This is a genomic window from Streptomyces scopuliridis (genome assembly GCF_042790125.1).
GTDB lineage: Bacteria > Actinomycetota > Actinomycetes > Streptomycetales > Streptomycetaceae > Streptomyces > Streptomyces scopuliridis_A.
Genome location: NZ_JBHTZS010000008.1, coordinates 96,624 through 121,408 on the forward strand (window position 1 = coordinate 96,624; position 24,785 = coordinate 121,408).

A 24,785-nucleotide genomic window follows, 5' to 3' on the forward strand; every position below is an offset into this window, starting at 1 on the left:
CGAAGCCGCACCGCGCCTGCGCGACCGCCGCCTGCGCGGCCCCGCCTACGCGACCCCCGCCTCCGGAGCGGTCGCCTTCACCGGTGCGTCGGCGGGTGCGTGCGCCGGTGCCGCCGCGGGATCCCCTCCCGTCCCCTCTTCCGTCCCCTCTTCCGTCCGCTCGTCCTTCTTCTCTTCCTCGTCTTCCGGCTCGGACAGGCCCCGCATCAGCAGCCAGTACCCCGCGCCCGCCACCGTCCCCAGGACCGCGCACGAGCCCCAGAGCCAGGCGGCGCCGAAGCGGTCGATCACGACGCCGGACATCAGCGGGGCGACCAGGGCCGCCACCGACCAGGACATCGTGTACATGCCCTGATAGCGCCCCCGGCCATGGACCGGCGAGAGGCGTACCACCAGCCCTGTCTGGGTGGGGGCGTTGACGATCTCGGCCAGGGTCCACACGCAGACCGTCAGCGCGTACACGGCGATCGACCCGGCGAACGCCGTCAGACCGAAGCCGTACCCCGCGAGCACCGACGAGATGATCAGCAGCCGGCGCGGGTCGCGGTGCTCGATGAAGCGGGTGACCGGGAGCTGCATGACCACGATCAGGACGCCGTTGACCGCGATGGCGAAGCCGTAGTCGGCGCTGGTGAACCCATCCGCCCCCATCGCCACCGGCAGCCCGACGAAACCCTGCTGGAAGATCAGCGCCACGACGAAGGAGAGCGTGACGACGCTCATGAAGCGGCCGTCCCGCAGGACCGTCCCCATCCCGATCTCCGGCTCGGACGACGCGTCCGCACCGGTCCCCGTGCTCTTGCCGGCGGTGGCGCGCGCCGGAGCCCCGGCCGGCCCCCGTTCCGGTCGGGACTCCGGCAGTTTCAGGAAGACGAGTACGGCGCAGACGAGCGTCATCGCGGCCTCGCCCAGGAACCCGGCGAGATAGCTGTACTGCGCGACGAAGCCCGCGCCCGCCGACGAGATCGCGAACCCCAGGTTGATCGCCCAGTAGTTCAGCGAGAACGCCCGCACCCGGTCCTCGGGCTTCACGATGTCCGCCATCATCGCCTGCACGGCGGGGCGCGAGGCGTTGGAGGCCATGCCGACCAGGAACGCCACGGCCGCGATCGCCACCGGCTCCCGCATGAAGCCGAGCAGCGCGACGGACGCGGCGGTGGACGACTGCGCGATCAGCAGCGTGGGCCGCCGGCCGAGCCGGTCGGTCATCACCCCGGCGACCAGCGACGAGATGACCCCGCCGAGGCCGTGCAGCGAGGCCACCAGACCCGCGTACGAGGCGGAGTAGCCCTGGTCCAGGGTGAGATAGAGCGCCATGAACGTGGCGACGAAGGCGCCCAGCCGGTTGACCAGCGTGCTGGTCCACAGCCACCAGAACTCCCGGGGCAGCCCCGAGACGCTCTCCCTCACCGCCCGTCTCAGACCGGCGGCCGACGCGGCGGCCGATGTGGTGAAGGACATGCGGAATCCCCCCGGAGACAGCGGTAGTGGCCGGACGGCCCGGTAAGTGGCCGATCGGCCAGGGGAAACTTACGTACCGCGGCTCCAGGACCGCCACTCAATTGACGGCGGACGTCAATCGAAGCCCGTTCCGCGGGTCCATTAGGCTTTGGCCCATGGCCGACGCACCGTACAAGCTGATCCTCCTCCGCCATGGCGAGAGCGAGTGGAACGCCAAGAACCTGTTCACCGGCTGGGTGGACGTCAACCTCACCGACAAGGGCGAGAAGGAAGCGGTCCGCGGCGGTGAGCTGCTCAAGGACGCCGGCCTGCTGCCCGACGTACTGCACACCTCCCTCCAGAAGCGCGCCATCCGCACCGCGCAGCTCGCGCTGGAGGCGGCGGACCGCCACTGGATCCCGGTCCAGCGCTCCTGGCGGCTGAACGAGCGCCACTACGGTGCGCTCCAGGGCAAGGACAAGGCCCAGACGCTCGCCGAGTTCGGCGAGGAGCAGTTCATGCTGTGGCGCCGCTCGTACGACACCCCGCCGCCGGCCCTGGAGGACGGCACGGAGTTCTCGCAGAGCGACGACCCGCGCTACGCGACGATCCCGAGCGAGCTGCGCCCGCGCACCGAGTGCCTCAAGGACGTCGTCGAGCGGATGCTGCCGTACTGGTACGACGCGATCGTCCCGGACCTGCTGACCGGCCGTACGGTCCTGATCGCCGCCCACGGCAACAGCCTGCGCGCGCTGGTCAAGCACCTGGACGGGATCTCGGACGCCGACATCGCGGGCCTGAACATCCCGACCGGCATCCCGCTCGTCTACGAACTGGACGCCGACTTCCACCCGGTCACCCCGGGCGGCACGTACCTGGACGCGGACGCGGCGGCCGCTGCGATCGAGGCCGTGAAGAACCAGGGCAAGAAGTAGCCCACCGCACGAAAGGGCCCCGTCCGGCGACGCGTCGCCGGACGGGGCCCTTCGGGTGACCGCGGCCGCTCAACCGCAGCCGCCGCCGCACTGGCACGAGCCGCCCGACTGGCAGCCGCAGCCGCAGCCCGAGCCGCAGCCGCATGCGCCGAGGACGGGCAGACGGGTCACCGGGGCAGGGGCCGCGGGGGCTTCCTGCTGGGAGACGTGGGTAGGGGAATCGGCCATGGGATCCTCCTCGAAGGCGTACGTGGATGGCGCCTGACCCCATTGCATGCCCAAGGGGGCGGGCGCATCAACGGCGCATGCGCGCAGGCGCTGCCGCGCGCTCCTTCACGCCCGTCCCCACTCCTTCACGCCTCGCACCAGCTACGCCCCTTCGACCGGCGTGTCCACTGGCTGGATCTCGTCCGCGTGCTCGCCCGTCACCAGGAAGACGACGCGCTTGGCGACCGCCACCGCGTGGTCCGCGAACCGCTCGTAGTAGCGGCCCAGCAGCGTCACGTCCACCGCCGTCTCGATGCCGTGCTTCCAGCGGTCGTCCATCAGGTGCTGGAAGAGCGTGCGGTGCAGCAGGTCCATCTCGTCGTCGTCCTGCTCCAGCTGGAGCGCCAGCTCCACGTCCTTGGTGATGATCACCTCGGCGGCCTTCGCCATCAGGCGCTGCGCCAGCTGACCCATCTCCAGGATCGTCGCGTGCAGATCGTGCGGCACGGGCGAGACCGGGAAGCGGAGCCTGGCCAGCTTGGCGACATGCTGCGCCAGGTCGCCGGAGCGCTCCAGGTCGGCGCTCATCCGCAGCGATGTGACCACGATCCGCAGATCGGTCGCGACCGGCTGCTGCCGTGCCAGCAGCGCGATGGCCCTGGCCTCCAGGTCGTGCTGCAGATCGTCGACCCGCTGATCGGCGGCGATCACGCTCTCGGCGAGCTTGAGATCCGCGTCCAGCATGGCCGTGGTGGCCCGCCCGATGGCGGAACCGACCAGCCGGGCCATTTCGACCAGGTCCTCGCCTATCGAGTCCAGTTCCTCGTGGTACGCGTCCCGCATGGGGTTGTCCCTCTCTTCACGTTCCTGCCCGGGGCCGGAGGCCGGGGGCTGTGCCCCCACGCTCCCACGTTCCGGCCGCTACGCGTCCTGCTCCTCCCTCCCAAATGAACCAGCACTTTCTCCTCAGTGAACTCTGGGCGACGAGTGTCGGAGGAGACACCCCGATGGCTGGGAGAGTGTCCGTGGCCGCGCATAACCTGGGATACATGGACGTGAACGCGGCGGTCGCCGCATTGGCAGCGATCGCCGGGGTGTGCACCGGCGTGATCGCCATGCTGGCGTTTCGCTGGAGCGAACGCGACCAGGCGAGACCCACACGTACCTCCCTGCACACGGATGCCGTACTGCCCCCGGGCGTCGACACCGTGCTGTCCGTGCTCCGCTCCTCCGCGGTCGTTCTCGACGAGAGCGACTCCGTGGTCAAGGCCAGCTCGGCGGCGTATGCGCTGGGCCTGGTCAGGGGCGGCAAGCTCGCTGTCGAACCGATGCTGCACATGGCGCGCGACACCCGGCGCGACGGCGAGATAAGACAGGTGGAGCTGGATCTCCCCCGGCGCGGTACGGGCCGGGGCGAGGCCCTGGCCGTCTCCGCCCGGGTAGCCCCGCTCGGCTCCCGCCTCGTCCTCCTTCTGGTCGAGGACCTCACGGAAGCCCGCCGTATCGAAGCGGTACGGCGCGATTTCGTGGCGAATGTCAGCCACGAGCTCAAGACTCCCACCGGCGCGCTCTCCCTGCTCTCCGAGGCCGTGATGGACGCCTCGGACGACCCCGAGGCGGTCACCCGCTTCGCCGGCCGCATGCAGATCGAGGCGACCCGGCTCACCAATCTCGTACAGGAACTCATCGATCTCTCCCGGGTGCAGAACGACGACCCGCTGGAGGACTCGGAGTCCGTACGGGTGGACGAACTGGTCGCCGAGGCCATTGACCGGTCCCGGCAGCCCGCGTCCACCAAGCAGATCACCATGGCCTCGGGCGGTACGGCCGATCTGCATGTATGGGGCAACCGCGGCCAGCTGGCCGCCGCTCTCGGCAATCTCGTCGAGAACGCTGTCAACTACTCCCCGGCCCGCACGCGCGTCGGTATCGCCGCGCACCGCGTCTCCGCCACCGGCGGGGACCTGATCGAGATAGCCGTGACCGATCAGGGCATAGGTATCTCCGAGAAGGACCGCGAGCGGATCTTCGAACGCTTCTACCGCGTGGACCCGGCCCGCTCCCGGGCCACGGGCGGTACGGGGCTCGGACTCGCCATCGTCAAGCACGTGGCCGCCTCGCACGGCGGGGAGGTCACCGTATGGAGCTCCGAAGGCCAGGGCTCCACCTTCACCCTGAGGCTGCCCGAGGCGGGCGCCGGACGGGACCGTACATCCACCGGCCCGGACGATGTCGACCGGCGCTATGACACTGACCCCAGCATCGAGCTGGATCCCCCGACCGTGATTCCTGCCCCGGAGGTCCTCCCGTGACCCGAGTGCTCGTCGTCGAGGATGAGGAATCCTTCAGCGACGCCCTTTCCTACATGCTCCGCAAGGAAGGCTTCGAGGTCGCGATCGCGACCACGGGGCCCGCGGGGCTCGACGAGTTCGAACGCAACGGCGCCGACCTCGTCCTGCTCGACCTCATGCTGCCCGGCCTGCCGGGCACCGAGGTCTGCCGCCAGCTGCGTGGCAAGTCCAATGTCCCGGTGATCATGGTGACCGCCAAGGACAGCGAGATCGACAAGGTCGTCGGCCTGGAGATAGGGGCTGACGACTATGTCACCAAGCCCTTCTCCTCGCGGGAGCTGGTCGCCCGTATCCGCGCGGTCCTGCGCCGTCGAGGTGAGCCGGAAGAGGTGACCCCGGCCGCCCTGGAGGCGGGTCCGGTCCGGATGGACGTGGACCGCCATGTCGTGACGGTCTCCGGCGGCAAGGTCGACCTGCCGCTCAAGGAGTTCGACCTGCTGGAGATGCTGCTCCGCAACGCGGGCCGGGTGCTGACCCGGATGCAGCTGATCGACCGGGTGTGGGGCGCGGACTACGTCGGCGACACCAAGACCCTGGACGTCCACGTCAAGCGGCTCCGCGCCAAGATCGAGCCCGACCCGGGGGCCCCGCGGTACCTGGTGACGGTCCGCGGCCTGGGCTACAAGTTCGAGCCGTAAACCGGCCTGAACCGGTCTCCGCGTGACGTGTGACGACTGACTGACGTGTCACGCGTGGCTGTGGTGTGGCGCCCTGCCCGGATCCCGGACAGGGCGCCACAGCCATGTCCAGTGCCCCTCCCGGCAATGTTTGCCCCGTCGCGACGCCCAGCACGCGCGCTCGCGGCGTTGGCCAAAAGCCCAGGTAGCTCCGCTACAAGGGCTTCCGGCCGCCTTGCGATCACACGCACTGGACGCCGCTCCTCGACGGGCAAACGTTGCCGGTCGCGGCACTAGTGCGAGGCGGACGCGGAGTCCGACGGCGTACCCGACGGAGCGTCCGCCGCGCCGCTCTCGCCCTCGGCGCCCGCGGCGGGCGTCCCGGACGGGGAGCCCGAGGGCGTTCCGGCCGGGGTCGGCTGCGTGCTCGGGCCGACGTCCTTGAAGAAGCTGTTCGCCGGCCAGACGAAGGCGCGCAGCCCCACGTCGCCGGTCTTGCTGAACGTGAAGACGACCTGCTGCGCGTCGCCGTTCCGCGTGGCCTCGTTGCCGTTCTCGATCACGGCGGAGGCGTTGCCCGCGCCACCGAGCTGGACGGAGCCGTGCGGCGGCACGGTGACCGGGCCCGAGCCCTTGGCCGGGGAGAGCTTCACCGTCGTGCTGGTGCCGGGCAGCTTGACCGAGTCGAGGGTCTGCGGGCTCCCGCCGTTGTTGAAGACCGTGCCGGTGACGACCGCCGGACCCGCCGCGTTGGCCTCGGGCTGGGTGACGACCGTCGCGTTCTGGATGGTGATGACGTCGACGGAGGTGGCGGCGTTGTCCGGCTTGACGCCGAGGGTCTGCGCGTTGTTGCCGGCACCGCACGCGGTGAGCGTGGCGAGCGAGAACACGAGGGCGGTAGCGGCGAGGGCGCCGCGTCGAAGGCTGCGGCTCACGGCGGCGGCAACTCCTAGGACGTACGGACGGAGGGGCTGAGGACGGACAAGCCGACCACCCTGGGATCGGGCTAAAGGAGAGTCAGCGGCCCCCAGATTACCGAGCCGTTGTCGGGGCCCCGCACCCGACCCGCCCCCCACCGGTTCCGGCCGGTCCCGACGGTGCCGGGCGCACCGGATCACCCTGCTGATCGCCTTGCCGATCACGCCCCGGATCACTCCCGGATCACTCCCGGATCACTCCTGGATCATGTCCGGATCACCGCCTGATCAGCCACGCGATCGCAGTGTTTCGCACGCCGTTCACATAATGCCGGTGATCAATTTCTCCGGCCGCCACACATTCCTTACGAATACCGCGTGGGAGGCCATGGTGATCAAATTCAGAATCCCTCGTACTTCCGCTGTACTTCCGTCGCACTTCCCGTCGTACGAGTGCCCGACATCCGAACGGAGTACAGGAAGTCTGCCCCCTGGAATCCGGCAAATCGGGACGTTCAGCCTCTTCGGGTGGCGTTCCGCGACAGGTGACGCGCGTGTTTCCGGGTGCCCGTGCAGCGCCTCCGACCTGCGAATACCCCGTTCCGGAAGCCGCTCGCAGCACGTTCCTGGCGCTGTTGTCAAGCCCCGAGATGCGCCCTGACCTGCGAAAACGCCATTCAGAAGATGCCATTCTCGTGTTACCCTGGATAGCCACGGAAGGGGTACCTGTCACATGACGTTCAAGGTTGGCGACACCGTGGTCTATCCCCATCACGGGGCCGCGCTGATCGAGGCCATCGAAACTCGCCAGATCAAAGGCGTGGACAAGACCTACTTGGTGCTCAAGGTCGCCCAGGGCGACTTGACGGTGCGCGTACCGGCGGACAATGCGGAGTTCGTCGGCGTGCGCGATGTGGTCGGTCAGGACGGGCTGGACCGGGTCTTCGAGGTGCTCAGGGCACCGTACGCAGAGGAGCCGACGAACTGGTCCCGTCGCTACAAGGCAAATCTCGAGAAGCTCGCCTCCGGCGATGTCATCAAGGTCGCCGAAGTCGTGCGTGACCTGTGGCGCCGGGAACGTGAGCGCGGACTCTCCGCGGGTGAGAAGCGCATGCTCGCCAAGGCGCGGCAGATTCTTGTCAGCGAGCTGGCTCTCGCGGAGAACACGAATGAAGACAAGGCCGAGGCTCTGCTCGACGAGGTCCTCGCGTCCTGAATATCTTGACGCAGTGAAGCACTGAATGCCGTGGTGCCCGCTGACCAGCTATGAGGAAAAGGCTGCGTCGCCGGGCGCTGCGGCATGCCCGTATACCCGCACCCCGTCCGACATTCCGTATAGATCCCCCGTACACATTTCCACTTGTCGTGATGCACGCAACACGCATGCGTCGCGCCGTGTCCCCACGGCCGGCGCGGTACGTCTCGACCCGGTGTCACGGAAGGGTCCGGTCAAGGCGTCGCGCCCGGCACGCTGTGGCCATACCCATGTCGGCCGAGGAAACAAACCTGCCGGAGTGCAACCGATGTCAGAGGAAGCCAGGCCCCACCGCACCGCCGCGGTGATCCCCGCCGCAGGCCGGGGCGTACGGCTCGGTCCCGGCGCCCCCAAGGCGCTCCGCACCCTGGGCGGCACACCGATGCTGATCCACGCCGTCCGCGCGATGGCCGCGTCCCGTGCCGTCTCGCTCGTCGTCGTGGTCGCGCCGCCCGAGGGCGCCCCCGAGGTGAAGAACCTCCTCAACGAACACGCGCTGCCCGAGCGCACGGACTATCTCGTCGTACCCGGCGGCGAGACCCGCCAGGAGTCGGTACGGCTCGGTATCGAGGCCCTGCCCGACGGCATCACCACGGTCCTGGTCCATGACGCGGCCCGGCCGCTCGTGCCCGTCGACACCGTGGACGCCGTGGTCGAGGCCGTACGCGACGGAGCGCCGGCCGTCGTGCCCGCGCTGCCGCTCGCGGACACCGTCAAGCAGGTCGAGCCCCGCGAGAAGGGCGAGCCCGAGCCGGTCGTCGCCACCCCCGAGCGCGCGCTGCTGCGCGCCGTACAGACCCCGCAGGGCTTCGACCGCGAGACGCTCCAGCGCGCCCATCGGAGCGAGACGGCGGTCGGTGAGGGCGCGACGGACTGCGCCGGCATGGTCGAGCGGCTCGGCGCGCCCGTGGTGGTCGTACCGGGACACGAGGAGGCGTTCAAGGTGACCAGGCCGCTGGATCTGGTACTGGCCGAGGCGGTACTCGCCCGGAGGAGGGCCAACGATGGCTTCTGACAGCCCGCCGCCGGCCGTGGTGCTGCCGCGGGTCGGTATCGGCACCGACATCCACGCCTTCGAGGAGGGCCGCGAGCTGTGGTGCGCGGGCCTGCTCTGGGAGGGCGAGGGCCCCGGGCTCGCCGGCCACTCCGACGCGGACGTCGTCGCGCACGCGGCCTGCAACGCGCTGTTCTCCGCCGCCGGTCTCGGCGATCTGGGGGCCCATTTCGGCACCAGCCGCCCCGAGTGGTCCGGCGCGTCCGGGATCGCCCTCCTGACGGAGGCCGCGCGCATCGTGCGGGCCGGGGGCTTCACGATCGGCAATGTCGCCGTGCAGGTCGTGGGCCTCCGGCCGAAGATCGGCAAGCGGAGGGAAGAGGCGCAGAAGGTCCTCTCCGCGGCGGTCGGCGCGCCGGTCGCGGTCTCCGCCGCCACCTCCGACGGGCTCGGCTTCACGGGCCGGGGCGAGGGGCTGGCCGCGATCGCCACGGCGCTGGTGGTACGGAGCGACTGAACGGCCGACGGCCGACAGCCCGCCGCCGACCGGCCTGAAATACCGGTCGGTCGGCGCGGGTTGAGGGAGCATCGACGGGTACGCGAACCGGCGTCCGACCCTCCGGTCCACCCCATGCGCCAGTCATCAGGACTCAGGCATCAGGAAGGCAGTCATGTCAGCCGAACTCTCCGAAGACCTCAAGCAGCTCCTCGACGCGCCGATCTTCGTCAGCATCGCCACCATCCAGCCCGACGGCAGCCCGCAGGTGTCGCCGGTCTGGGTGAAGCGCGACGGGAACGATGTGCTCATCTCGACGACGGTCGGCCGCCGCAAGGAGCTGAACCTGCGCCGCGACCCCCGGGTGACGGTCGTCGCGCAGCCCGCCGACGCCCCGTACACGTACGCGGAGATCCGCGGCACCGCGGACCTCACCACCGAGGGCGGCCAGGAGCTGATCAACGAGCTGTCGCTCAAGTACACCGGCAAGCCGTACGCCGAGTTCAACCCGGCCTCCGCCGACGACGCCGAGCGCGTGGTCGTCCGTATCACCCCGCGCAAGGTCGTCGGCCGTATCTGAGCGCGTCGGCCGTATCCGAGCCGGCCGTATCCGGGCCGGCCGAGGTCATCATTGTCACGCTTCGGTGTCCCCGTGGCCCAAAGGGTCGCGGGGCACTACCCCGGGCGCACTACCCTTGTCGCGTGACTATTCGGCTGTACGACACCGGCGCCCGGCAGATCCGTGACTTCACCCCGCTCACGCCGGGCTGTGTCTCGATCTACCTGTGTGGCGCCACCGTGCAGGCCGCCCCGCACATCGGGCACATCCGGTCGGGACTGAATTTCGACATCATGCGCCGCTGGTTCGAGTACCGCGGCTACGACGTGACGTTCATCCGCAACGTCACGGACATCGACGACAAGATCATCGCCAAGTCGGCCGACCAGGGCCGCCCGTGGTGGTCCATCGGCTACGAGAACGAGCGCGCCTTCAACGCGGGCTACGACGTCCTCGGCTGCCTGCCGCCCACCTACGAACCGCGCGCCACCGGCCACATCACCGAGATGATCGAGATGATGCGCGGCCTGATCGAGCGCGGTCACGCGTACGAGGCCGACGGCAACGTCTACTTCGACGTCCGTTCCTTCCCCGGCTATCTGGAGCTGTCCAACCAGGACCTGGACGATCTGCGCCAGCCGTCAGGCGAGGGCGAGACCGGCAAGCGCGACCAGCGGGATTTCGCCATGTGGAAGGCCGCCAAGCCCGGCGAGCCGTCCTGGGAGACCCCCTGGGGACGCGGCAGGCCCGGCTGGCACCTGGAGTGCTCGGCGATGGCCCACAAGTACCTGGGCACCGTCTTCGACATCCACGGCGGCGGCATCGACCTGATCTTCCCGCACCACGAGAACGAGATCGCGCAGGCCAAGGCGTACGGCGACGAGTTCGCCAAGTACTGGGTGCACAACGCCTGGGTCACCATGAGCGGCGAGAAGATGTCCAAGTCGCTCGGCAACTCGGTGCTGGTCTCCGAGATGGTCAAGCACTGGCGCCCCATCGTGCTGCGCTACTACCTCGGCACCCCGCACTACCGCTCGATGATCGAGTACAGCGAGGACGCCCTGCGCGAGGCGGAGTCCGCGTTCGCGCGGATCGAGGGCTTCGTCCAGCGGGTCGTGGAGAAGGCCGGGGGAATGGTGGAGCCCGCGGGCGAGGTGCCGCCCGCCTTCGCCGAGGCCATGGACGACGATCTGGGCGTCCCGCAGGCGCTGGCGATCGTCCACACCACCGTCCGGCAGGGCAACTCCGCGCTGGCCGCCGACGACAAGGAAGCGGCCGTCGCCCGGCTCGCCGAGGTACGGGCCATGCTCGGCGTCCTCGGTCTGGACCCGCTCGACCCGCACTGGGCCGGTGAGGCGGACCGCGGCGAGACTGGGTCCATGAAAAGCGTGCACGGTGTCGTGGACACGCTCGTACGGCTCGTACTGGAACAGCGCGAGGCGGCGCGCGGCCGCAAGGACTGGGCCTCCGCCGACGCGATCCGGGACCAGCTCCAGCAGACCGGGCTCGTCATCGAGGACGGTCCTTCCGGCCCGCGCTGGACGCTCGGACCGCGCTGACCTGGGCGTATGTGCCGCCCGGGGGCTTCGAGGGCGTCCGGGCGGCGCACTTGCGTACGCTGACACGTACAAGCTGACACGCAAAACTTGACACATAAAACTTGACGCATCCCCACGTCTGAAGAACTTCTGACGCACTCAGGCAACGAAACAGGTAGGTCATGGCCGGGAACAGCCAGCGCAGGAACCGCCGCACGTCCAATAAGAAGGGCGCGCAGGTCGGCAGCGGTGGCAAGCGACGCCGCGGGCTTGAGGGCAAGGGCCCGACGCCGCCCGCGTCCGCGCGCAAGGGCCATGTCCAGAACCGCGCGGCCAACGCCAAGGCCAAGCAGGCCGCCCGCCGCCAGGTGGCGCGCCGTGGCGGCAAGGGCACCAGCGAGATGGTCGTCGGCCGCAACCCCGTCTTCGAGGCGCTGCGCGACGGCGTGCCCGCGTCGACGCTCTACGTACAGCAGTTCATCGACAACGACGAGCGCGTCCGCGAGGCGCTCCAGCTCGCGGCCGACCGCGGCGGCATCCATCTGATGGAGGCCCCCAAGCCCGAGCTGGACCGGATGACGAACGGCCTGAACCACCAGGGCCTCGTCCTCCAGGTCCCGCCGTACGAGTACGCCCACCCCGACGACCTCGCCGCCGCGGCCTTCGACGACGGCGAGGACCCGCTGATCGTCGCGCTCGACGGGGTCACCGACCCGCGCAACCTCGGCGCGGTCGTCCGCTCCGTCTCCGCCTTCGGCGGACACGGTGTCGTCGTACCGGAGCGGCGCGCCGCCGGGATGACGGCCGGTGCCTGGAAGTCCTCGGCCGGTACGGCGGCCCGTACGCCGGTCGCCCGCTGCACCAATCTGACCCGGGCGCTGGAGGCTTACCAGAAGGCGGGCCTGACCGTCGTCGGCCTCGCGGCGGACGGCGAGGCGGAGGTCGGTGACCTCGAAGCCCTCGGCGGTCCCGTCGTGATCGTCGTCGGCAGCGAGGGCAAGGGGCTGTCCCGGCTGGTCGGCGAGACCTGCGACTTCCGGGTCCGGATCCCGATGCCGGGCGGTGCCGAGTCGCTGAACGCCGGGGTCGCCGCCGGAGTGGTGCTGTACGAGGCGTCGCGCCGCCGGTCCTGAGGCCTTCCGCGGCCGGTCCTGAGACCTCCTGGAGGCTCTTGAACGGGGGCGCCTGGTGATCTTGACGGGTCTCGGACATTTCCCGCGCGTCAAGGCAGTGTCCTAAACACAAGTCACTCGGTTAGATGAGTGTGGACACCAGAACGCCCCGGCCCGGGTTCGACGATCAGCCCCCGCTGAGCATGCTCAAAGTGGACTGCGACCCCGCGCAGGTCATCGTGAACCACGCCAGCTTCCGGGTGAAGCTCGCAACGCCCCAGCGCCCCGGCGCCGCGCGCGGCGGCGCCGCGGCCGACACCGCGCGCAGGCCCGCCACGAGTGGCGGGGGCGGCGGGGGCGGTGGGGGAGCGCGCCGCAGGGCGCCCGTCGTGTGGAGCGGAAAGTCCGCGCCGGGGGACCCCGGGGCCAGCGGACTCCTCCAGGCCGTACGGAACTCCTCCGCCCGGCCGGCGCGCGGCGCGTACCGCGAGACGCCCGGCCTGCCAGAGGTACCCGGAAGGGGGTACGACAGCGGCGCCACGCAGGTCATCCCGCGGATCGATGTCGAAGGCGAGACGACGGTACCGACGCCCGTCGTCGGCGGCTCGCGCGCGACCGTACCGGCTCCGGCCGGTCCTCCCCGTACCTCCGCCACACCACTGCTGCCGCCCATGCGGCAGGCGGTCGGCGCGTACGACACGGCCTACGACACCGACTCGCGCCACCACTCCCGCTACGACTCGGGCTACGACTCCGCGTACGACGCGCCCGACGAGGAGCCGTACGAGCTCGGTCCCGACCCCGACGAGCACGAACACTCCCCGCGGTACGGCGCGGAGGGCGCGCGCGCCGCCGACGCCGGCGTACGGCACGCCTACTACCCGGGCCGCCGGATGAACCTCGGCGTGGTGCTGCTCCCGCTCCGCGTCTTCCTCGGATTCATCTCGATCTACGCCGGCATGGGCAAGCTCTGCGACCCCGTCTACTTCGACGGCGGCGAGCGCGGCTCGATGGTGAAGTGGCTCCACTCCCTGCACCCCTGGGCGCTCGCGGAGCCGCTGCGGGACTTCGCGCTCTCCCACCCCGTCGGCGCGGGCCTCAGCGTCGCCTTCCTCCAGATCGTGGTCGGCGTGCTGACGGTCCTCGGTCTCTGGCAGCGGGTCGCCGCCTGTGTCGGGGCGCTGCTCTCGGCGGCGCTGCTGCTCACCGTCAGCTGGCGGACCGTCCCGGCGTACGACGCGCCGGACATCATCTATCTCGCCGCCTGGTCCCCGCTGATCATCGCGGGCGCACCGGTCTACTCGGTGGACGGGCGGCTCGCGGGCGAGGCATGGCGCAGGCTCGGGCCGCGCTCGGAGATCTGGGAGCTGCGGCGCCGGGTGCTGCGCCGGGGCGCGGTCGTGGCGACCGTCGTCATCGGCCTCACGCTGCTGGTCGGCTCGGTCCTGGGCGGAGCCGTACGGTCCTCGGAGATGGTGACCGTGCCGGGACCCAATGTGGACCCGGTCAACCAGCTGCCGGGCGTCCCGCTGCCGCAGAAGCACGGCGGAGGGGCGAGCAGCGCGTCCGGCTCGCCCGACAGCGGGGGCGCCAAGGGCGGTACGTCGTCCGAACCGTCCGCGACCCGCTCGGGCAGCCCCACGGCCCCGCAGACCGCGCCCGGCGGTGACGGCCAGGTCCGCGAGAGCGGCGGCGCCACGACCGGTACGGGACGGACACAGCAGCCCAGCCAGACGCAGGGCACGGTTCAGCAGGCCCCGCGGACCGCGGAGCAGGCCCCGCCGCCGTCCAGCAGCCAGGGACCGTCCTCGACGGGCGGTACGGGCGACGGGAGCGGCGGAGGCGGCGGCAGCGGCAGCGGCGGCGGCGACGGGGGATCGGGCACCGGAGGCTCGTCCTCGGGCGGCGGCAACAGCAACCCGATCGGCGGCCTGCTCGGCTGACGCCGTACGGAGACGACGGAGGGGCGGCCCTCACTTCAGGTGGGGACCGCCCCTTTGCCGCGCTTTGCAGCCGTGCTTTGCTGCCGTGCTGCGTCCGTGCCGCGTCCGTGCCGCGGTTCTCGGACCCGTCAGACCCCCGCGGGGCTCCCGGGTCGCCCCGGGCCGCCGGAAGCGAGCTCCTTGGCCGCCTCCGTGAGGTCCTTGGCGGTGTCGATGGCCCGCCAGTACGCCCCGTGCGGCAGCGGAAAGCCCGCCAGCCGGCGCTGCCGCGCCAGCCGGGGGAAGGTGGTCCGCTCGTGGTCGCCGCGGTCGGGGAGCAACGCGAGGAAGTCGGCGGAGAACACGTACACCCCCGCGTTGATCAGATACGGCGACGGGGGCGACTCGATGAAGTCGAGGACATGACCGAACTCGTCCGTCTCGACGGCCCCCCACGGGATGCGCGGGCGGGCGAGAGCGAGCGTCGCGGTGGCATCGCGCTCGGCATGGAACGCGGCCATCTCGCGCAGCGAGAAACGCGTCCAGATGTCGCCATTGGTGGCGTACCAGGGCTGATCGGGGGCGGGCAGGCGCGCGGCGGCGTACTTGAGTCCGCCGCCGCGCCCCAGCGGCTCGGGCTCCACCACGGTTGTGACACGCAGCGGAAGGTCCGCCGAGTCCAGCCATTCCTGGAGGACTTCGGCGAGATGGCCGCACGAGATGACGGCATCGGTCACGCCCTCGGCGGCGAGCCAGGAAAGCTGATGGCCGATGATCGGGGTCCCTGTTCCGGGGATCTCGACCATCGGCTTGGGCCGGTCATCGGTGTACGGGCGCAGCCGCGACCCCTGGCCGCCCGCGAGAACCACGGCCTGCGTCGGATACGTATGCATGCCGTGAACGATAGGCGGGCCGGACAGGGAGCGGGCGGTCAGCTCCCCGCGGTCTGCTGGGAGACGCCGTACGCGAACGATGTGTCGCACACGGGACGTGAGAAGGACTGCGCGCGCGTGGGGCCGTAGGAGGCCACGGCGGCGCGGCCGAGGGCCCTTGCGATCGACATGCAGTGCCTGGCGAGCGACGGGCGCTCCTCGACCTGCCGCTGAAGATGCGTCAGGGCGATGCCCGGATCCTTCTCCTGAAGCTCAACGAGGAGCTGGTCGCGCAGAATATCCTGGGGCGTACGGGACTTGGCCCGGACCGAGGCGGTGTCCGAAGAAGCGGTCAGGACCTGCGACTCGGAGGTGCTGGCCGCCCACGGAACGCGGGCGACCGCGAGGGTCCCGGAGAGCACCAGGACGACGGGCAGTACGAGAGCGAGAGTTCGGCCGATACGGCGGGCTGTGTGGGTCACGCAGGCGAGCGTAGCGGCCAGTAATGATTTGGCGACATTTAGTCACTCGTGCGAGGGATGGTTCGACCGGACTTTTCGAATCGGGCATTGACGCGCCCTGTCCGAAATGGCCAGTCTGCCGGGGTATTTGTCGACACACGCGTACGGCCCCGCACCGGAGTGCGGGGCCGCGCGGACGAATTCGGGCGGGACGCCCCTGTGGGCGCGTCAGCCGTACGTGCTTTTCACCGCGTCCTAGTCGGTCAGCCGCTCACCGGTGGAGGTCGAGAAGACGTGCGTCTCGCCGGCGCGCGGGACGACGTGCAGCTTGGCGCCCTTCTCCGGTACGGCGCGGCCGTTGACGCGGACCACGAGGTCCTTCTTCTCGCTGCCGAGGTCGGCGGTGCCGTAGACGTAACCGTCGGCGCCCAGCTCCTCGACGACGTTGACGGTCACGGCCAGACCGGCCGGAGCGTCCTTGGACAGCGCGCCACCGGCGCCGCTCTCCTCCGCGAGGTCGAAGTGCTCGGGACGGACACCGACCGTGACGGTCTTGTCACCCTTGTCCGCGGCGGCGGCGAGCGCGTCACGGGAGACCGGCACGACGCTGTTGCCGAACTTCACACCACCGTCGGTGATCGGCACCTCGACCAGGTTCATGGCCGGGGAGCCGATGAAGCCGGCGACGAAGAGGTTGTTGGGGCGGTCGTACATGTTGCGCGGGGAGTCGACCTGCTGGAGCAGACCGTCCTTGAGGACCGCCACGCGGTCGCCCATGGTCATGGCCTCGACCTGGTCGTGGGTGACGTAGACGGTGGTGATGCCGAGGCGGCGCTGGAGCGAGGCGATCTGCGTACGGGTGGAGACACGGAGCTTGGCGTCGAGGTTCGACAGCGGCTCGTCCATGAGGAACACCTGCGGCTCACGCACGATGGCGCGCCCCATCGCGACACGCTGCCGCTGACCACCGGAGAGGGCCTTGGGCTTGCGGTCGAGGTACTCGGTGAGGTCGAGGATCTTCGCGGCCTCTTCGACCTTCTTGCGGATCTCCGCCTTGTTCACACCGGCGATCTTGAGCGCGAAGCCCATGTTGTCGGCGACGGACATGTGCGGGTAGAGCGCGTAGTTCTGGAACACCATGGCGATGTCCCGGTCCTTCGGCGGCAGATGCGTGACATCGCGGTCACCGATCCGGATGGCGCCGCCGTTGACGTCCTCCAGACCCGCGAGCATGCGCAGGGAGGTCGACTTGCCGCAGCCGGACGGACCGACGAGGACGAGGAACTCGCCATCCTCGATCTCGATCTCCAGCTGATCGACAGCGGGCTTGGTGGAACCCGGGTATACGCGGGTTGCCTTGTCGAACGAGACAGTTGCCATGGCGATGTGTCCCCTCACCGGCAGGAACGTGCCGGACGATCCGAGTAAAGGAATGGGTCCTCCGCCGGGGGCGAAGGATGGGTCTAGTCCACCTGGGTGAACTTGAGGTGACGGTACCTGTCCGATACTGATCTGTCAGTAGCTGCGCGGGAACGAAATTCCTGGGCGGGGTGGTGATCGAAGCCGGTTACACTGCTCGGGCACGCCTCCTTAGCTCAGTTGGCCAGAGCAACGCACTTGTAATGCGTAGGTCGTCGGTTCGAATCCGACAGGGGGCTCAGCCGGAGGCCAGGTCCGGGGGTTTCGCTCCCCGGCCTGGCCTTCCTTCGTCAGCTCGACCGGCCTGCGGTCACGGTGTCGAGCGTTCCGGGGCGTGCTGGGGGTAGTCGACGGCGGCGATGTCGTCGGTCACGTCCGCCAGCCCCCGGTACGGGTTGAGCGTGCGGACGACCTGCTCGGTCAGTGGCCGGAGTGCCAGGATGTGACGGATCGCGTCCTCCTGGCTCAGGCCCGTGTCCACCCACTCGATCTCATCGTCTTCCAGATACTTTCCGCCGACCCCCAGCCCCCCGACCACTCGATCTGTGCCGGGGACGGATCGATCAGGTCCACGAGCAAGTCCGCGGAATTTGCCCAGCTTTGGTACAGGGATGCTGCTTTGTGCTCGTCGGCGGGGATCTCGTACTCGCCTGCGTGCCACGCGCTGTCCTCCGGCAGCCGCCACATGACGACCGACAGCAGCCACCCCTCATCGTCGTGGAAACGCGCACCGACGCCTACCCGCAGGCAGGGGCTGAGCTCCTCGGGTATCTGGCTCATGATCTCCGGCCATACGGTCCCCGAGCCCAACTCCAGCGTCTCGTCGTACCAGGTGAAATCGTCGTTGGTGTCCCACCCGTAGACCAGGACACCCGTTGTGTGAAAGTGAACAGTGAAGTACTGCTCTTGGCGGTACATGGTCAGAGTCCAGCCGCCGTCAGCGCACTCCGCCCTCTCGAAAGCGTAGGCGTGCTCATCGGGCCACGGCGGCTGGAGAATCCTCTCGATCATCCCCAGCCCGCGGCAGCGGTCGAGCAGTGCCGGAGCATCCGGCATTCGCTTCACAGTCTCGAAAACGCGCACGCGCCACACTCCAGGGCCACTGATGATGACGGGCACCCGCCGCAGCCGCGGCGTGCCGCCTGCGCGGGGCGGGGGGCGGCCGAACGGTCGGCGTGCACCCGAACCGGAGTGTTCGTTGTACCTGAACACCACCTTTCGCCAACGTAAAGAAAAAGGTAAAGAAAGCCGTTACCGCTGGTCGGTTCGGACGGGACCCACGCGCCGGTCAGTGCGGGGTGAGCACCATGCGGAAGCGCGCGGCGCCGGTGAGCATGCGCTGGTATGCCTCGGTGGCGCGGTCCAGGGGGACCGTCTCGATCATCGGGCGGATGCCGTGCAGGGCGCTGAACGCCATGGTGTCCTGCACGTCCTGCGCGGTGCCGGACGGGTGGCCGCGGATGATCTTGCCGCGCATGAGCAGCTGGGCCGGGGTGATTCCCAGCGGATCGGCGGACGCGCCGATGACCACCAGTTCGCCGCGGTGGGACAGGCCCTCCACGGTCGCCGTGATGGCGTCGGAGTTGGCCGCGGTGGCCAGGACGACCTTCGCGCCGCCGAGCGACTGAAGCGCCTCGGCGACGGGGGTGCCCGCCGTGCTGTCGATGTAGTGGTGGGCGCCGAGCTGCTTGGCGAAATCGGCCTTGTCGGCCCCGCGGGCGATGGCCACGGTCTCGAAGCCCATCGCGACCGCGTAGCGCACCCCCAGATGCCCCAGGCCGCCGATGCCGAGTACGGCGACCAGGTCGCCGGGCCGGGCGGAGCTGCGGCGCAGTCCGTTGTACGTGGTGACCCCCGCGCAGGCCATGGGGCCCGCGTCGGCCGCCGCCAGGGCGTCGGGGATCCGGGCCAGGGCGTCGACGGGCGCGATCGTCGACTCGGCGAAGCCGCCGTCGTACGACCAGCCGGGGACCTTCAGGTTGTCGCACACCATGAAGTCGCCCTGCCGGCACGGTGTGCAGTGGTGGCAGCTGCCGCCGAACCAGCCCACCGCGACCCGGTCGCCCACCTGCCAGGCGTTCTCCGTTCCCTCGCCCAGTTCCTCGACGCGCCCGGCGATCTCATGCCCGGGAACCAGCGGAAACCGCACGCCCGGCAGCAGGCCGTCGACGAACATGGCGTCGCTGTGGCAGACCCCGCACGCGTCCACGGCGATCCGTACGTGGCCCGGGCCCGGGTGTGGTGTCTCGCGCTCGGTGATCTCGAAGGGCCCGCCCGCGGCGGCCACCTGCGCGACTCGATAGGTGCTCATCTCGCTCCCGGGGTCCTGACGGGCACTGGCCTGTCGGCGGGTGCTGGAGTGACGGCACTCCCCTCCCTTCCAGGGGACCAGCTCCGGGCCGATCCCGCGCGTTGGGCAGGTCAGTGCGGGATCGGCCGTCGGATCGGCCGCCGGTGGCTCGCGGTCAGCGGCCCGAGACGCGGTTGGCCGTGCGCGCCAGGGGGTGGCTCTCCGGGGCGGAGGTCGTGGATTCCTTGCGGTCGGCCGTGCGGTAGGTCGCGTACATGCCGTGGACGCCCAGCCAGCGGAAGGGCTCCGGTTCCCATTTGCGGACCTTGTGGTTGACCCAGGGAAGGGTGGTCAGGTCCGTGGGGCCCGACTGGCCGGAGTCCTGCTGGATCAGGTCGCGGAGGGTGCGGGCCGCGAGGTTCGTGGTGGCCACGCCGGAGCCCACGTAGCCGCCGGCCCAGCCGAGGCCGGTGGTGCGGTCGAGGGTGACCGTGGCGCACCAGTCGCGGGGGACGCCGAGGACGCCGGACCAGGCGTGGTCGATCCGGACGCCCGCGGTGGTGGGGAAGAAGTCGACCAGGACGGCGCGGAGGGCGTCGATGGTGGCGGGCTCGGTGCCGGAGGGGTGGCCGAGGCGGGCCGCCTTCGAGCCGTAGCGGTACGGGTGGCCACGGCCGCCGAGTGCGATGCGGTCGTCGGCGGTGCGCTGCGCGTACATGTATGTGTGAGCCATGTCGCCGAGGGTTTCGCGGCCGTCCCAGCCGATGGTGTCCCAGACCTCGGCGGGGAGCGGTTCGGTGGCGATCATCGAGGAGTTCATCGGGAGCCAGGCGCGGCGGGCGCCCTTGAGGGTCGCGGTGAAGCCTTCGGTGCAGCGCAGGATGTAGGGCGCGCGGACCGTGCCGTACGGGGTGATGGCGTGCTTCGGCTTGATCTCGGTGACCGGCGTCGACTCGTGGATCGTGACGCCGAGCGCCTCGACGGCCGCCGCGAGGCCCTTGACCAGCTTGGCGGGGTGCAGCCGGGCGCCGTGCGGGGTCCAGCTGGAGCCGACGGCTCCGGTGACCCGGACGCGCTCGGCGGTCTCGCGCGCGCCGTGGAGGGTGCGGTCGGTCTCGCCGAACGCCAGCTCCGCGGCGTGGAACGCCTTGAGGCGGGCGAGCTGGGCGGGCGTACGGGCGACTTCCAGGACGCCGCCCCGGTGGATGTCGGCGTCGATCTTCTCCTCGTCGGCGACGCGTATGACCTCGGCGACGGTGTCGTTCATGGCCTGCTGGAGGCGTACGGCGGAGTCGTGGCCGTGCAGCTTGGCGTAGCGGTCGCGGCCCGCGATGCCGTTGTAGAGCCAGCCGCCGTTGCGCCCGGAGGCCCCGTAACCGCAGAACTTGCCTTCCAGGACCGTGATGTTGAGGAACGGCACGGCCTTCTTGAGGTAGTACGCCGTCCACAGGCCGGTATAGCCGCCGCCGACGATGCAGACGTCGGCGCTCGCGTCGCCGGGGAGCGGCTCGCGGGGGGCGGGGATGCCGTCCCTCGCGTACCAGAAGGAGATGCCGCCGTTGTTCGGGCCGCCGCTGCCGCCGCTGCCGCCGTTGTTCGCGCTGGTCATGAGGGTGTTCGTACACCGCTGTCCGTATGTCTGTCCAGGCTCCGGCGGCGGCCCCGGTCCCGGCTCCGTCCCCGGTCCCGTGCCCGGCCACGCCCCCGGGTGAGCGGGTAGCAGGCCAGGCCGATCAGGGCGGCGGCGAAGTGGCCGAGGTCCGTGAAGCTGCGGTCGGCGATCAGCTGGGTGGCGAAGAAGATGAGGACAGCTCCCAGGTAGGGCAGATGCCAGGGCTTCGGGACGCGGTACGTCAGGACGGCGACGACGCCGGCGAGCGCGTAGCTGACCCCGACATCCAGCGTGTTCACGGCGGACTGCGGGGCGTGGCCGTGGCGGATGGCCCAGGCCAGGACGCCTTCGCTGATCAGTGTGGCGCCGATGTGCGCGAGGGCGACGACGGCGAGCCAGCGCGCTGTGCCGAGCCAGTGTTCCGCCGGTGCGTGGAAGACCGTGTAGAGCACGGCGTACGGGGCCCACGCGCCGCTGTCGATCCAGAAGGCGCTGGCGATCAGCACCCGCACCGGGTCGGTGGACAGCTCATGGATGTTGGTGGAGCGCTGGCGCAGGAAGTCCTCTTCGAACGCCGGTGACATGCGGTGCAGGGCGACGGTGGTGACGAAGAGGGCCGCCAGCCAGAGATAGGTGCCGGGGGCGCTCGTGATCCAGACGGTCCCGGCGCGGATCGCGCGGCGGACCTGGCGGCGGGCCCGGGGTGCCCGGAGTGCCCGGGGTGCCTGGGATACCCGGGGAAGGAAACGGCGCATGGGCCGATTCACCCACGCCCGTACGATCGGTGACGTGATTGACATTCCGGTGGAGCTGGCGGAAACACAGTCGAAGATCCTGGGCGAGGCGGGCCGCGCCTTCATCGCCGCGCTGCCGGGCCGGGCGGCGGACTTCCTGGAGCGGTGGGAGCTGCGCCGTACCGGCCCCGCGATGTACGGCATGTGCGCGCTGGTGCTGCCGGTGGAGCGGGCGGACGGTACGCCCGCCGTGCTGAAGCTCCAGAACCTGGACGAGGAGTCGGCCGGGGAGCCGGTGGCGCTGCGGGTGTGGGGCGGCGACGGCGCGGTACGGCTGCTGGGGTACGACGAGGAGACGGGCACGCTGCTGCTGGAGCGGCTCGACACTCGCGATCTGGGCGCGCTGGACTCGCGGGAGGCGGTCCGGATCATCGCGGAGCTGCTGGCGCGGCTCACGTCGGTGCCGGCCCCGGCCGGGATGCGCGGGCTGGGGGACATCGCCGCGCGCATGCTCGATGACGTACCGGTTCTCTCGCGGTCGCTGCCCGACGAGGGCGAGCGGAGACTGCTGCGGGACTGCGCGGCGGCGGTGCGCGAGGTGGCGGACGAGCCCGGGGACCGGCTGCTGCACTGGGATCTGCACTACGAGAACGTGCTCGCGTCGCACCCCGCCGACCCGCGGGAACCGTGGCTGGCCATCGACCCGAAACCACTGGCGGGCGACCCGGGGTTCGAGCTGATGCCGGCCCTCGACAACCGCTTCGACGCGGCGGAGACGCTGTGGCGCTTCGACCTGATGACGGAGGTGCTGGGTCTGGACCGGGGACGGGCGCGGGCCTGGACGCTGGGGCGGGTGCTCCAGAACAGCCTGTGGCATGTGGCCGACGGGGAGCACACGCTCCAGCCGGACCAGGTGTCCATCGCTCGGTCGCTGCTGGCGCGGTAGGCAGGCGGCAGGAGAGTCTGTGGTCATGATTCGTAATGCCACACCCGCCGATGTTCCGGTGATCCACGCGATGATCCGTGAGCTCGCGGAGTATGAGAAGGCCCTGGACGAGGCGCGCGCGACCGAGGAGCAGCTGCGTGAGGCGCTGTTCGGGGAGCGGCCCGCCGCGTACGCGCACATCGCGGAGACGGAGGACGGGGAGCCGGTCGGGTTCGCGCTCTGGTTCCTCAACTTCTCGACGTGGCGCGGCGTCCACGGCATCTACCTGGAGGATCTGTACGTACGTCCCGACCGGCGCGGCGGCGGGCACGGCAAGGCGCTGCTGACCGAGCTGGCGCGGATCTGTGTGGAGCGCGGCTATGAGCGGCTGGAGTGGTCGGTCCTGGACTGGAACGAGCCGTCGATCGGGTTCTACCGGTCGCTGGGCGCGCTGCCGCAGGACGAGTGGACGGTGTTCCGGCTGACGGACGCCGCGCTGGGCGAGCTGGGGGCAGCACCCCGACAGGTGGCTTCACCCTGATAGGTGGCTTCACCCCGACAGGTGGATGGTGCGGAGTCCGTACGGGGGCGGTCAGGCGGCCGGTGCCGCCTCGGCCGCCTCCCGGCTGCGCGGCGAACCGCCGTTGACGAGCAGCACGGCGATCACCGCCGTGCCCACCAGAATGATGGCCGCCCAGCCCATGGCGACGGTGAAGCCGTGCACGGTCCCGGTGTTCACGATGTCCGCCCTCTGCGCCGGTGTGAGCCCTCCCCTCGGCGCCGCCCGCCGTTCCGCCGCGGCGAGATGGGTCATCAGATACGTCGCCGTGGCGGTCGTCGCGAGCGTGTTGAGCAGCGCCGTACCGATCGAGCCGCCGACCTGCTGCGCCGTGTTGACGGTGGCCGAGCTGACCCCGGCGTCCCTCGGCGCGACGCCCATGGTGGCGGTCGAGATGGCGGGCATGAAGGTCAGCCCCAGACCCAGGCCGAGCAGCAGCGTGCCGGGCAGGATGTGGGTGGGGTAGCTGGAGTGGGTGTCGATGAAGGTCAGCGAGTACAGCCCGGCCGCGGCGAGCAGCAGCCCCGGGCCCAGCAGCAGCCGCGGCGGTACGTGGGGCAGCAGCCGGGCGGAGATCTGCGTGGATCCGACGACGATCGCGCAGGTCATCGGCAGGAAGGCGAGACCGGCTCGGAGCGGTGAGTAGCCGAGGACGGTCTGGAAGAAGTACGTCAGGAACAGGAACGCCCCGAACAGCCCGGTCGTCGTCAGGCACATGGTGAGCACCGAGCCGCCGCGGTTGCGGTCGCGGATGACCTGCGGGGGCAGCAGCGGGCCGGGCGAGCGGGTCTGCCACCACGCGAAGACACAGAGCAGCGCGGCGCCGCCGAGGAGCGGGGCCAGGACGAGCGGGGCGGTCCAGCCGTGCGCCTGGGCCTCGCTGAGCCCGTACACGATGGCGATGAGCCCGCCGCAGCCGAGGACGACGCCGGGGATGTCGAGGTGCGCACCCTTGGTGCCCGCCCGGTCGCCGAGGAGGGTGAGTGCGCCGACGACGGCGATCGCGGCGATCGGGACATTGATGTAGAGGCACCAGCGCCAGCTGAGGAACTCGGTGAGGACTCCGCCGACGAGCAGTCCGATGGCGGAGCCCGCGCCCGCGATGGCGCTGAATATCCCGAACGCCTTGGCCCGCTCGGTGCCGCCGGTGAACGTGGTGGTGAGCAGGGAGAGCGCGGACGGCGCGAGGAGCGCGGCGAAGACGCCCTGGAGCCCGCGGGCGGCGAAGAGCATCTCGGGACCGGTGGACGCGCCGCCGATCGCGGAGGCCGCGGCGAAGCCGATCAGCCCGACGACGAAGGTGCGTGTGCGGCCGACGAGGTCGGCGATCCGGCCGCCGAGCAGCAGGAGACCGCCGAAGGCGAGGGTGTAAGCGGTGATCACCCACTGCCGGTTGTCGTTGGTGAGGCCGAGTTCGCGCTGGGCGGAGGGCAGGGCGATGTTCACGACGGTGGCGTCCAGGACGACCATGAGCTGGGCGGTCGCGATGACGGCCAGGGCCCACCAGCGGTGGGTGTCGGCCGGCCGAGTGCCGGACGTCGGCGGGTCACTCATCGAGATCGCCCCTCAC

25 protein-coding genes and 1 tRNA gene are annotated in these 24,785 nt (G+C 70.5%); 13 read left to right on the forward strand and 13 right to left on the reverse strand.

The window, feature by feature from the left end:
- Positions 1-45 precede the first annotated feature (45 nt).
- Positions 46-1,461, reverse strand: a complete 1,416-nt coding sequence (locus ACFRKB_RS15005) for an MDR family MFS transporter (protein ID WP_383106164.1) — start codon at positions 1,459-1,461, stop codon at positions 46-48.
- 155 nt (positions 1,462-1,616) lie between these two features.
- On the opposite strand from ACFRKB_RS15005, the gene ACFRKB_RS15010 reads away from it, so the two are divergent.
- Positions 1,617-2,375 carry a phosphoglyceromutase gene (locus ACFRKB_RS15010; protein ID WP_383106166.1) on the forward strand — a complete coding sequence of 253 codons (759 nt, stop codon included), beginning with the start codon at positions 1,617-1,619 and terminating at the stop codon, positions 2,373-2,375.
- A 69-nt stretch (positions 2,376-2,444) separates the two neighbouring features.
- Here ACFRKB_RS15010 and ACFRKB_RS15015 read toward each other — a convergent pair whose 3' ends face one another.
- Both ACFRKB_RS15015 and phoU read right to left on the reverse strand, forming a co-directional pair.
- Positions 2,445-2,603 (reverse strand): hypothetical protein, encoded by a 159-nt coding sequence (locus tag ACFRKB_RS15015; protein ID WP_383106167.1) that lies wholly within the window; start codon positions 2,601-2,603, stop codon positions 2,445-2,447.
- Positions 2,604-2,744: 141 nt separating this feature from the next.
- Entirely contained in the window at positions 2,745-3,425 is a 681-nt protein-coding gene (gene phoU / locus ACFRKB_RS15020) for a phosphate signaling complex protein PhoU (RefSeq protein ID WP_030353390.1), read from the reverse strand.
- A gap of 206 nt (positions 3,426-3,631) precedes the next feature.
- On the opposite strand from phoU, the gene ACFRKB_RS15025 reads away from it, so the two are divergent.
- Positions 3,632-4,894, forward strand: coding sequence for a two-component system sensor histidine kinase PhoR (locus ACFRKB_RS15025; RefSeq protein WP_365976003.1), 1,263 nt, complete (start codon positions 3,632-3,634; stop codon positions 4,892-4,894).
- Positions 4,891-5,571, forward strand: coding sequence for a two-component system response regulator PhoP (locus ACFRKB_RS15030; protein WP_030353388.1), 681 nt, complete (start codon positions 4,891-4,893; stop codon positions 5,569-5,571). Before ACFRKB_RS15025 ends, ACFRKB_RS15030 begins: the two co-directional genes overlap by 4 nt.
- A gap of 272 nt (positions 5,572-5,843) precedes the next feature.
- Here the strand turns inward: ACFRKB_RS15030 and ACFRKB_RS15035 are convergent, their stop codons facing one another.
- Positions 5,844-6,485, reverse strand: a complete 642-nt coding sequence (locus ACFRKB_RS15035; protein WP_383106169.1) for a DUF461 domain-containing protein — start codon at positions 6,483-6,485, stop codon at positions 5,844-5,846.
- A 715-nt stretch (positions 6,486-7,200) separates the two neighbouring features.
- On the opposite strand from ACFRKB_RS15035, the gene ACFRKB_RS15040 reads away from it, so the two are divergent.
- From ACFRKB_RS15040 to ACFRKB_RS15070, 7 genes are all read left to right on the forward strand, one after another.
- Entirely contained in the window at positions 7,201-7,683 is a 483-nt protein-coding gene (locus ACFRKB_RS15040) for a CarD family transcriptional regulator (RefSeq protein ID WP_003953493.1), read from the forward strand.
- A gap of 307 nt (positions 7,684-7,990) precedes the next feature.
- Entirely contained in the window at positions 7,991-8,737 is a 747-nt protein-coding gene (gene ispD / locus ACFRKB_RS15045) for a 2-C-methyl-D-erythritol 4-phosphate cytidylyltransferase (RefSeq protein WP_365975972.1), read from the forward strand.
- Positions 8,727-9,233 (forward strand): 2-C-methyl-D-erythritol 2,4-cyclodiphosphate synthase, encoded by a 507-nt coding sequence (gene ispF, locus ACFRKB_RS15050; RefSeq protein WP_383106171.1) that lies wholly within the window; start codon positions 8,727-8,729, stop codon positions 9,231-9,233. Before ispD ends, ispF begins: the two co-directional genes overlap by 11 nt.
- Before the next feature lie 154 nt (positions 9,234-9,387).
- Positions 9,388-9,792, forward strand: coding sequence for a PPOX class F420-dependent oxidoreductase (locus ACFRKB_RS15055; protein WP_383106173.1), 405 nt, complete (start codon positions 9,388-9,390; stop codon positions 9,790-9,792).
- Positions 9,793-9,914: 122 nt separating this feature from the next.
- A complete protein-coding gene (gene cysS, locus ACFRKB_RS15060; RefSeq protein WP_383106175.1) occupies positions 9,915-11,330 on the forward strand; it encodes a cysteine--tRNA ligase in 1,416 nt (471 codons plus the stop codon).
- 161 nt (positions 11,331-11,491) lie between these two features.
- The gene (gene rlmB, locus ACFRKB_RS15065) at positions 11,492-12,442 is read left to right on the forward strand and encodes a 23S rRNA (guanosine(2251)-2'-O)-methyltransferase RlmB (protein WP_383106177.1); all 951 of its coding nucleotides are present in this window, start codon (positions 11,492-11,494) and stop codon (positions 12,440-12,442) included.
- A 125-nt stretch (positions 12,443-12,567) separates the two neighbouring features.
- Positions 12,568-14,364 carry a DoxX family protein gene (locus tag ACFRKB_RS15070; protein WP_383106179.1) on the forward strand — a complete coding sequence of 599 codons (1,797 nt, stop codon included), beginning with the start codon at positions 12,568-12,570 and terminating at the stop codon, positions 14,362-14,364.
- A 128-nt stretch (positions 14,365-14,492) separates the two neighbouring features.
- On the opposite strand, the gene ACFRKB_RS15075 is transcribed toward ACFRKB_RS15070, so the two are convergent.
- The 3 genes from ACFRKB_RS15075 to ACFRKB_RS15085 all read right to left on the reverse strand — a co-directional run bounded on the left by ACFRKB_RS15075 (position 14,493) and on the right by ACFRKB_RS15085 (position 17,056).
- Positions 14,493-15,236 carry a nucleotidyltransferase family protein gene (locus ACFRKB_RS15075; protein WP_383106181.1) on the reverse strand — a complete coding sequence of 248 codons (744 nt, stop codon included), beginning with the start codon at positions 15,234-15,236 and terminating at the stop codon, positions 14,493-14,495.
- 38 nt (positions 15,237-15,274) lie between these two features.
- Complete coding sequence (locus tag ACFRKB_RS15080; protein ID WP_129767135.1) at positions 15,275-15,697, reverse strand: hypothetical protein; 423 nt, start codon at positions 15,695-15,697, stop codon at positions 15,275-15,277.
- Positions 15,698-15,931: 234 nt separating this feature from the next.
- On the reverse strand, positions 15,932-17,056 hold the full coding sequence (locus tag ACFRKB_RS15085) for an ABC transporter ATP-binding protein (protein WP_249952196.1): 1,125 nt from the start codon (positions 17,054-17,056) through the stop codon (positions 15,932-15,934).
- A gap of 204 nt (positions 17,057-17,260) precedes the next feature.
- On the opposite strand from ACFRKB_RS15085, the gene ACFRKB_RS15090 reads away from it, so the two are divergent.
- A tRNA-Thr gene (locus ACFRKB_RS15090) sits at positions 17,261-17,334 on the forward strand.
- A gap of 71 nt (positions 17,335-17,405) precedes the next feature.
- Here the strand turns inward: ACFRKB_RS15090 and ACFRKB_RS15095 are convergent.
- The 5 genes from ACFRKB_RS15095 to ACFRKB_RS15115 all read right to left on the reverse strand — a co-directional run bounded on the left by ACFRKB_RS15095 (position 17,406) and on the right by ACFRKB_RS15115 (position 21,752).
- Positions 17,406-17,576, reverse strand: coding sequence for a hypothetical protein (locus ACFRKB_RS15095; RefSeq protein ID WP_383106183.1), 171 nt, complete (start codon positions 17,574-17,576; stop codon positions 17,406-17,408).
- Positions 17,561-18,178, reverse strand: coding sequence for a hypothetical protein (locus tag ACFRKB_RS15100; protein ID WP_383106185.1), 618 nt, complete (start codon positions 18,176-18,178; stop codon positions 17,561-17,563). Before ACFRKB_RS15100 ends, ACFRKB_RS15095 begins: the two co-directional genes overlap by 16 nt.
- A 205-nt stretch (positions 18,179-18,383) precedes the next feature.
- The gene (locus ACFRKB_RS15105) at positions 18,384-19,406 is read right to left on the reverse strand and encodes an alcohol dehydrogenase (protein ID WP_383106187.1); all 1,023 of its coding nucleotides are present in this window, start codon (positions 19,404-19,406) and stop codon (positions 18,384-18,386) included.
- A gap of 154 nt (positions 19,407-19,560) precedes the next feature.
- Entirely contained in the window at positions 19,561-20,994 is a 1,434-nt protein-coding gene (locus tag ACFRKB_RS15110; protein ID WP_383106188.1) for an NAD(P)/FAD-dependent oxidoreductase, read from the reverse strand.
- A complete protein-coding gene (locus ACFRKB_RS15115) occupies positions 20,991-21,752 on the reverse strand; it encodes a rhomboid-like protein (RefSeq protein ID WP_383106190.1) in 762 nt (253 codons plus the stop codon). Before ACFRKB_RS15115 ends, ACFRKB_RS15110 begins: the two co-directional genes overlap by 4 nt.
- On the opposite strand from ACFRKB_RS15115, the gene ACFRKB_RS15120 reads away from it, so the two are divergent.
- Positions 21,751-22,677: an aminoglycoside phosphotransferase family protein gene (locus tag ACFRKB_RS15120; RefSeq protein WP_383106191.1), complete on the forward strand. Its 927-nt coding sequence runs from the start codon at positions 21,751-21,753 to the stop codon at positions 22,675-22,677. The genes ACFRKB_RS15115 and ACFRKB_RS15120 overlap by 2 nt on opposite strands.
- A gap of 25 nt (positions 22,678-22,702) precedes the next feature.
- The gene (locus ACFRKB_RS15125) at positions 22,703-23,197 is read left to right on the forward strand and encodes a GNAT family N-acetyltransferase (RefSeq protein ID WP_383106193.1); all 495 of its coding nucleotides are present in this window, start codon (positions 22,703-22,705) and stop codon (positions 23,195-23,197) included.
- 51 nt (positions 23,198-23,248) lie between these two features.
- On the opposite strand, the gene ACFRKB_RS15130 is transcribed toward ACFRKB_RS15125, so the two are convergent.
- The gene (locus ACFRKB_RS15130) at positions 23,249-24,769 is read right to left on the reverse strand and encodes a DHA2 family efflux MFS transporter permease subunit (RefSeq protein WP_383106195.1); all 1,521 of its coding nucleotides are present in this window, start codon (positions 24,767-24,769) and stop codon (positions 23,249-23,251) included.
- Between the last annotated feature and the right edge of the window lie 16 nt (positions 24,770-24,785).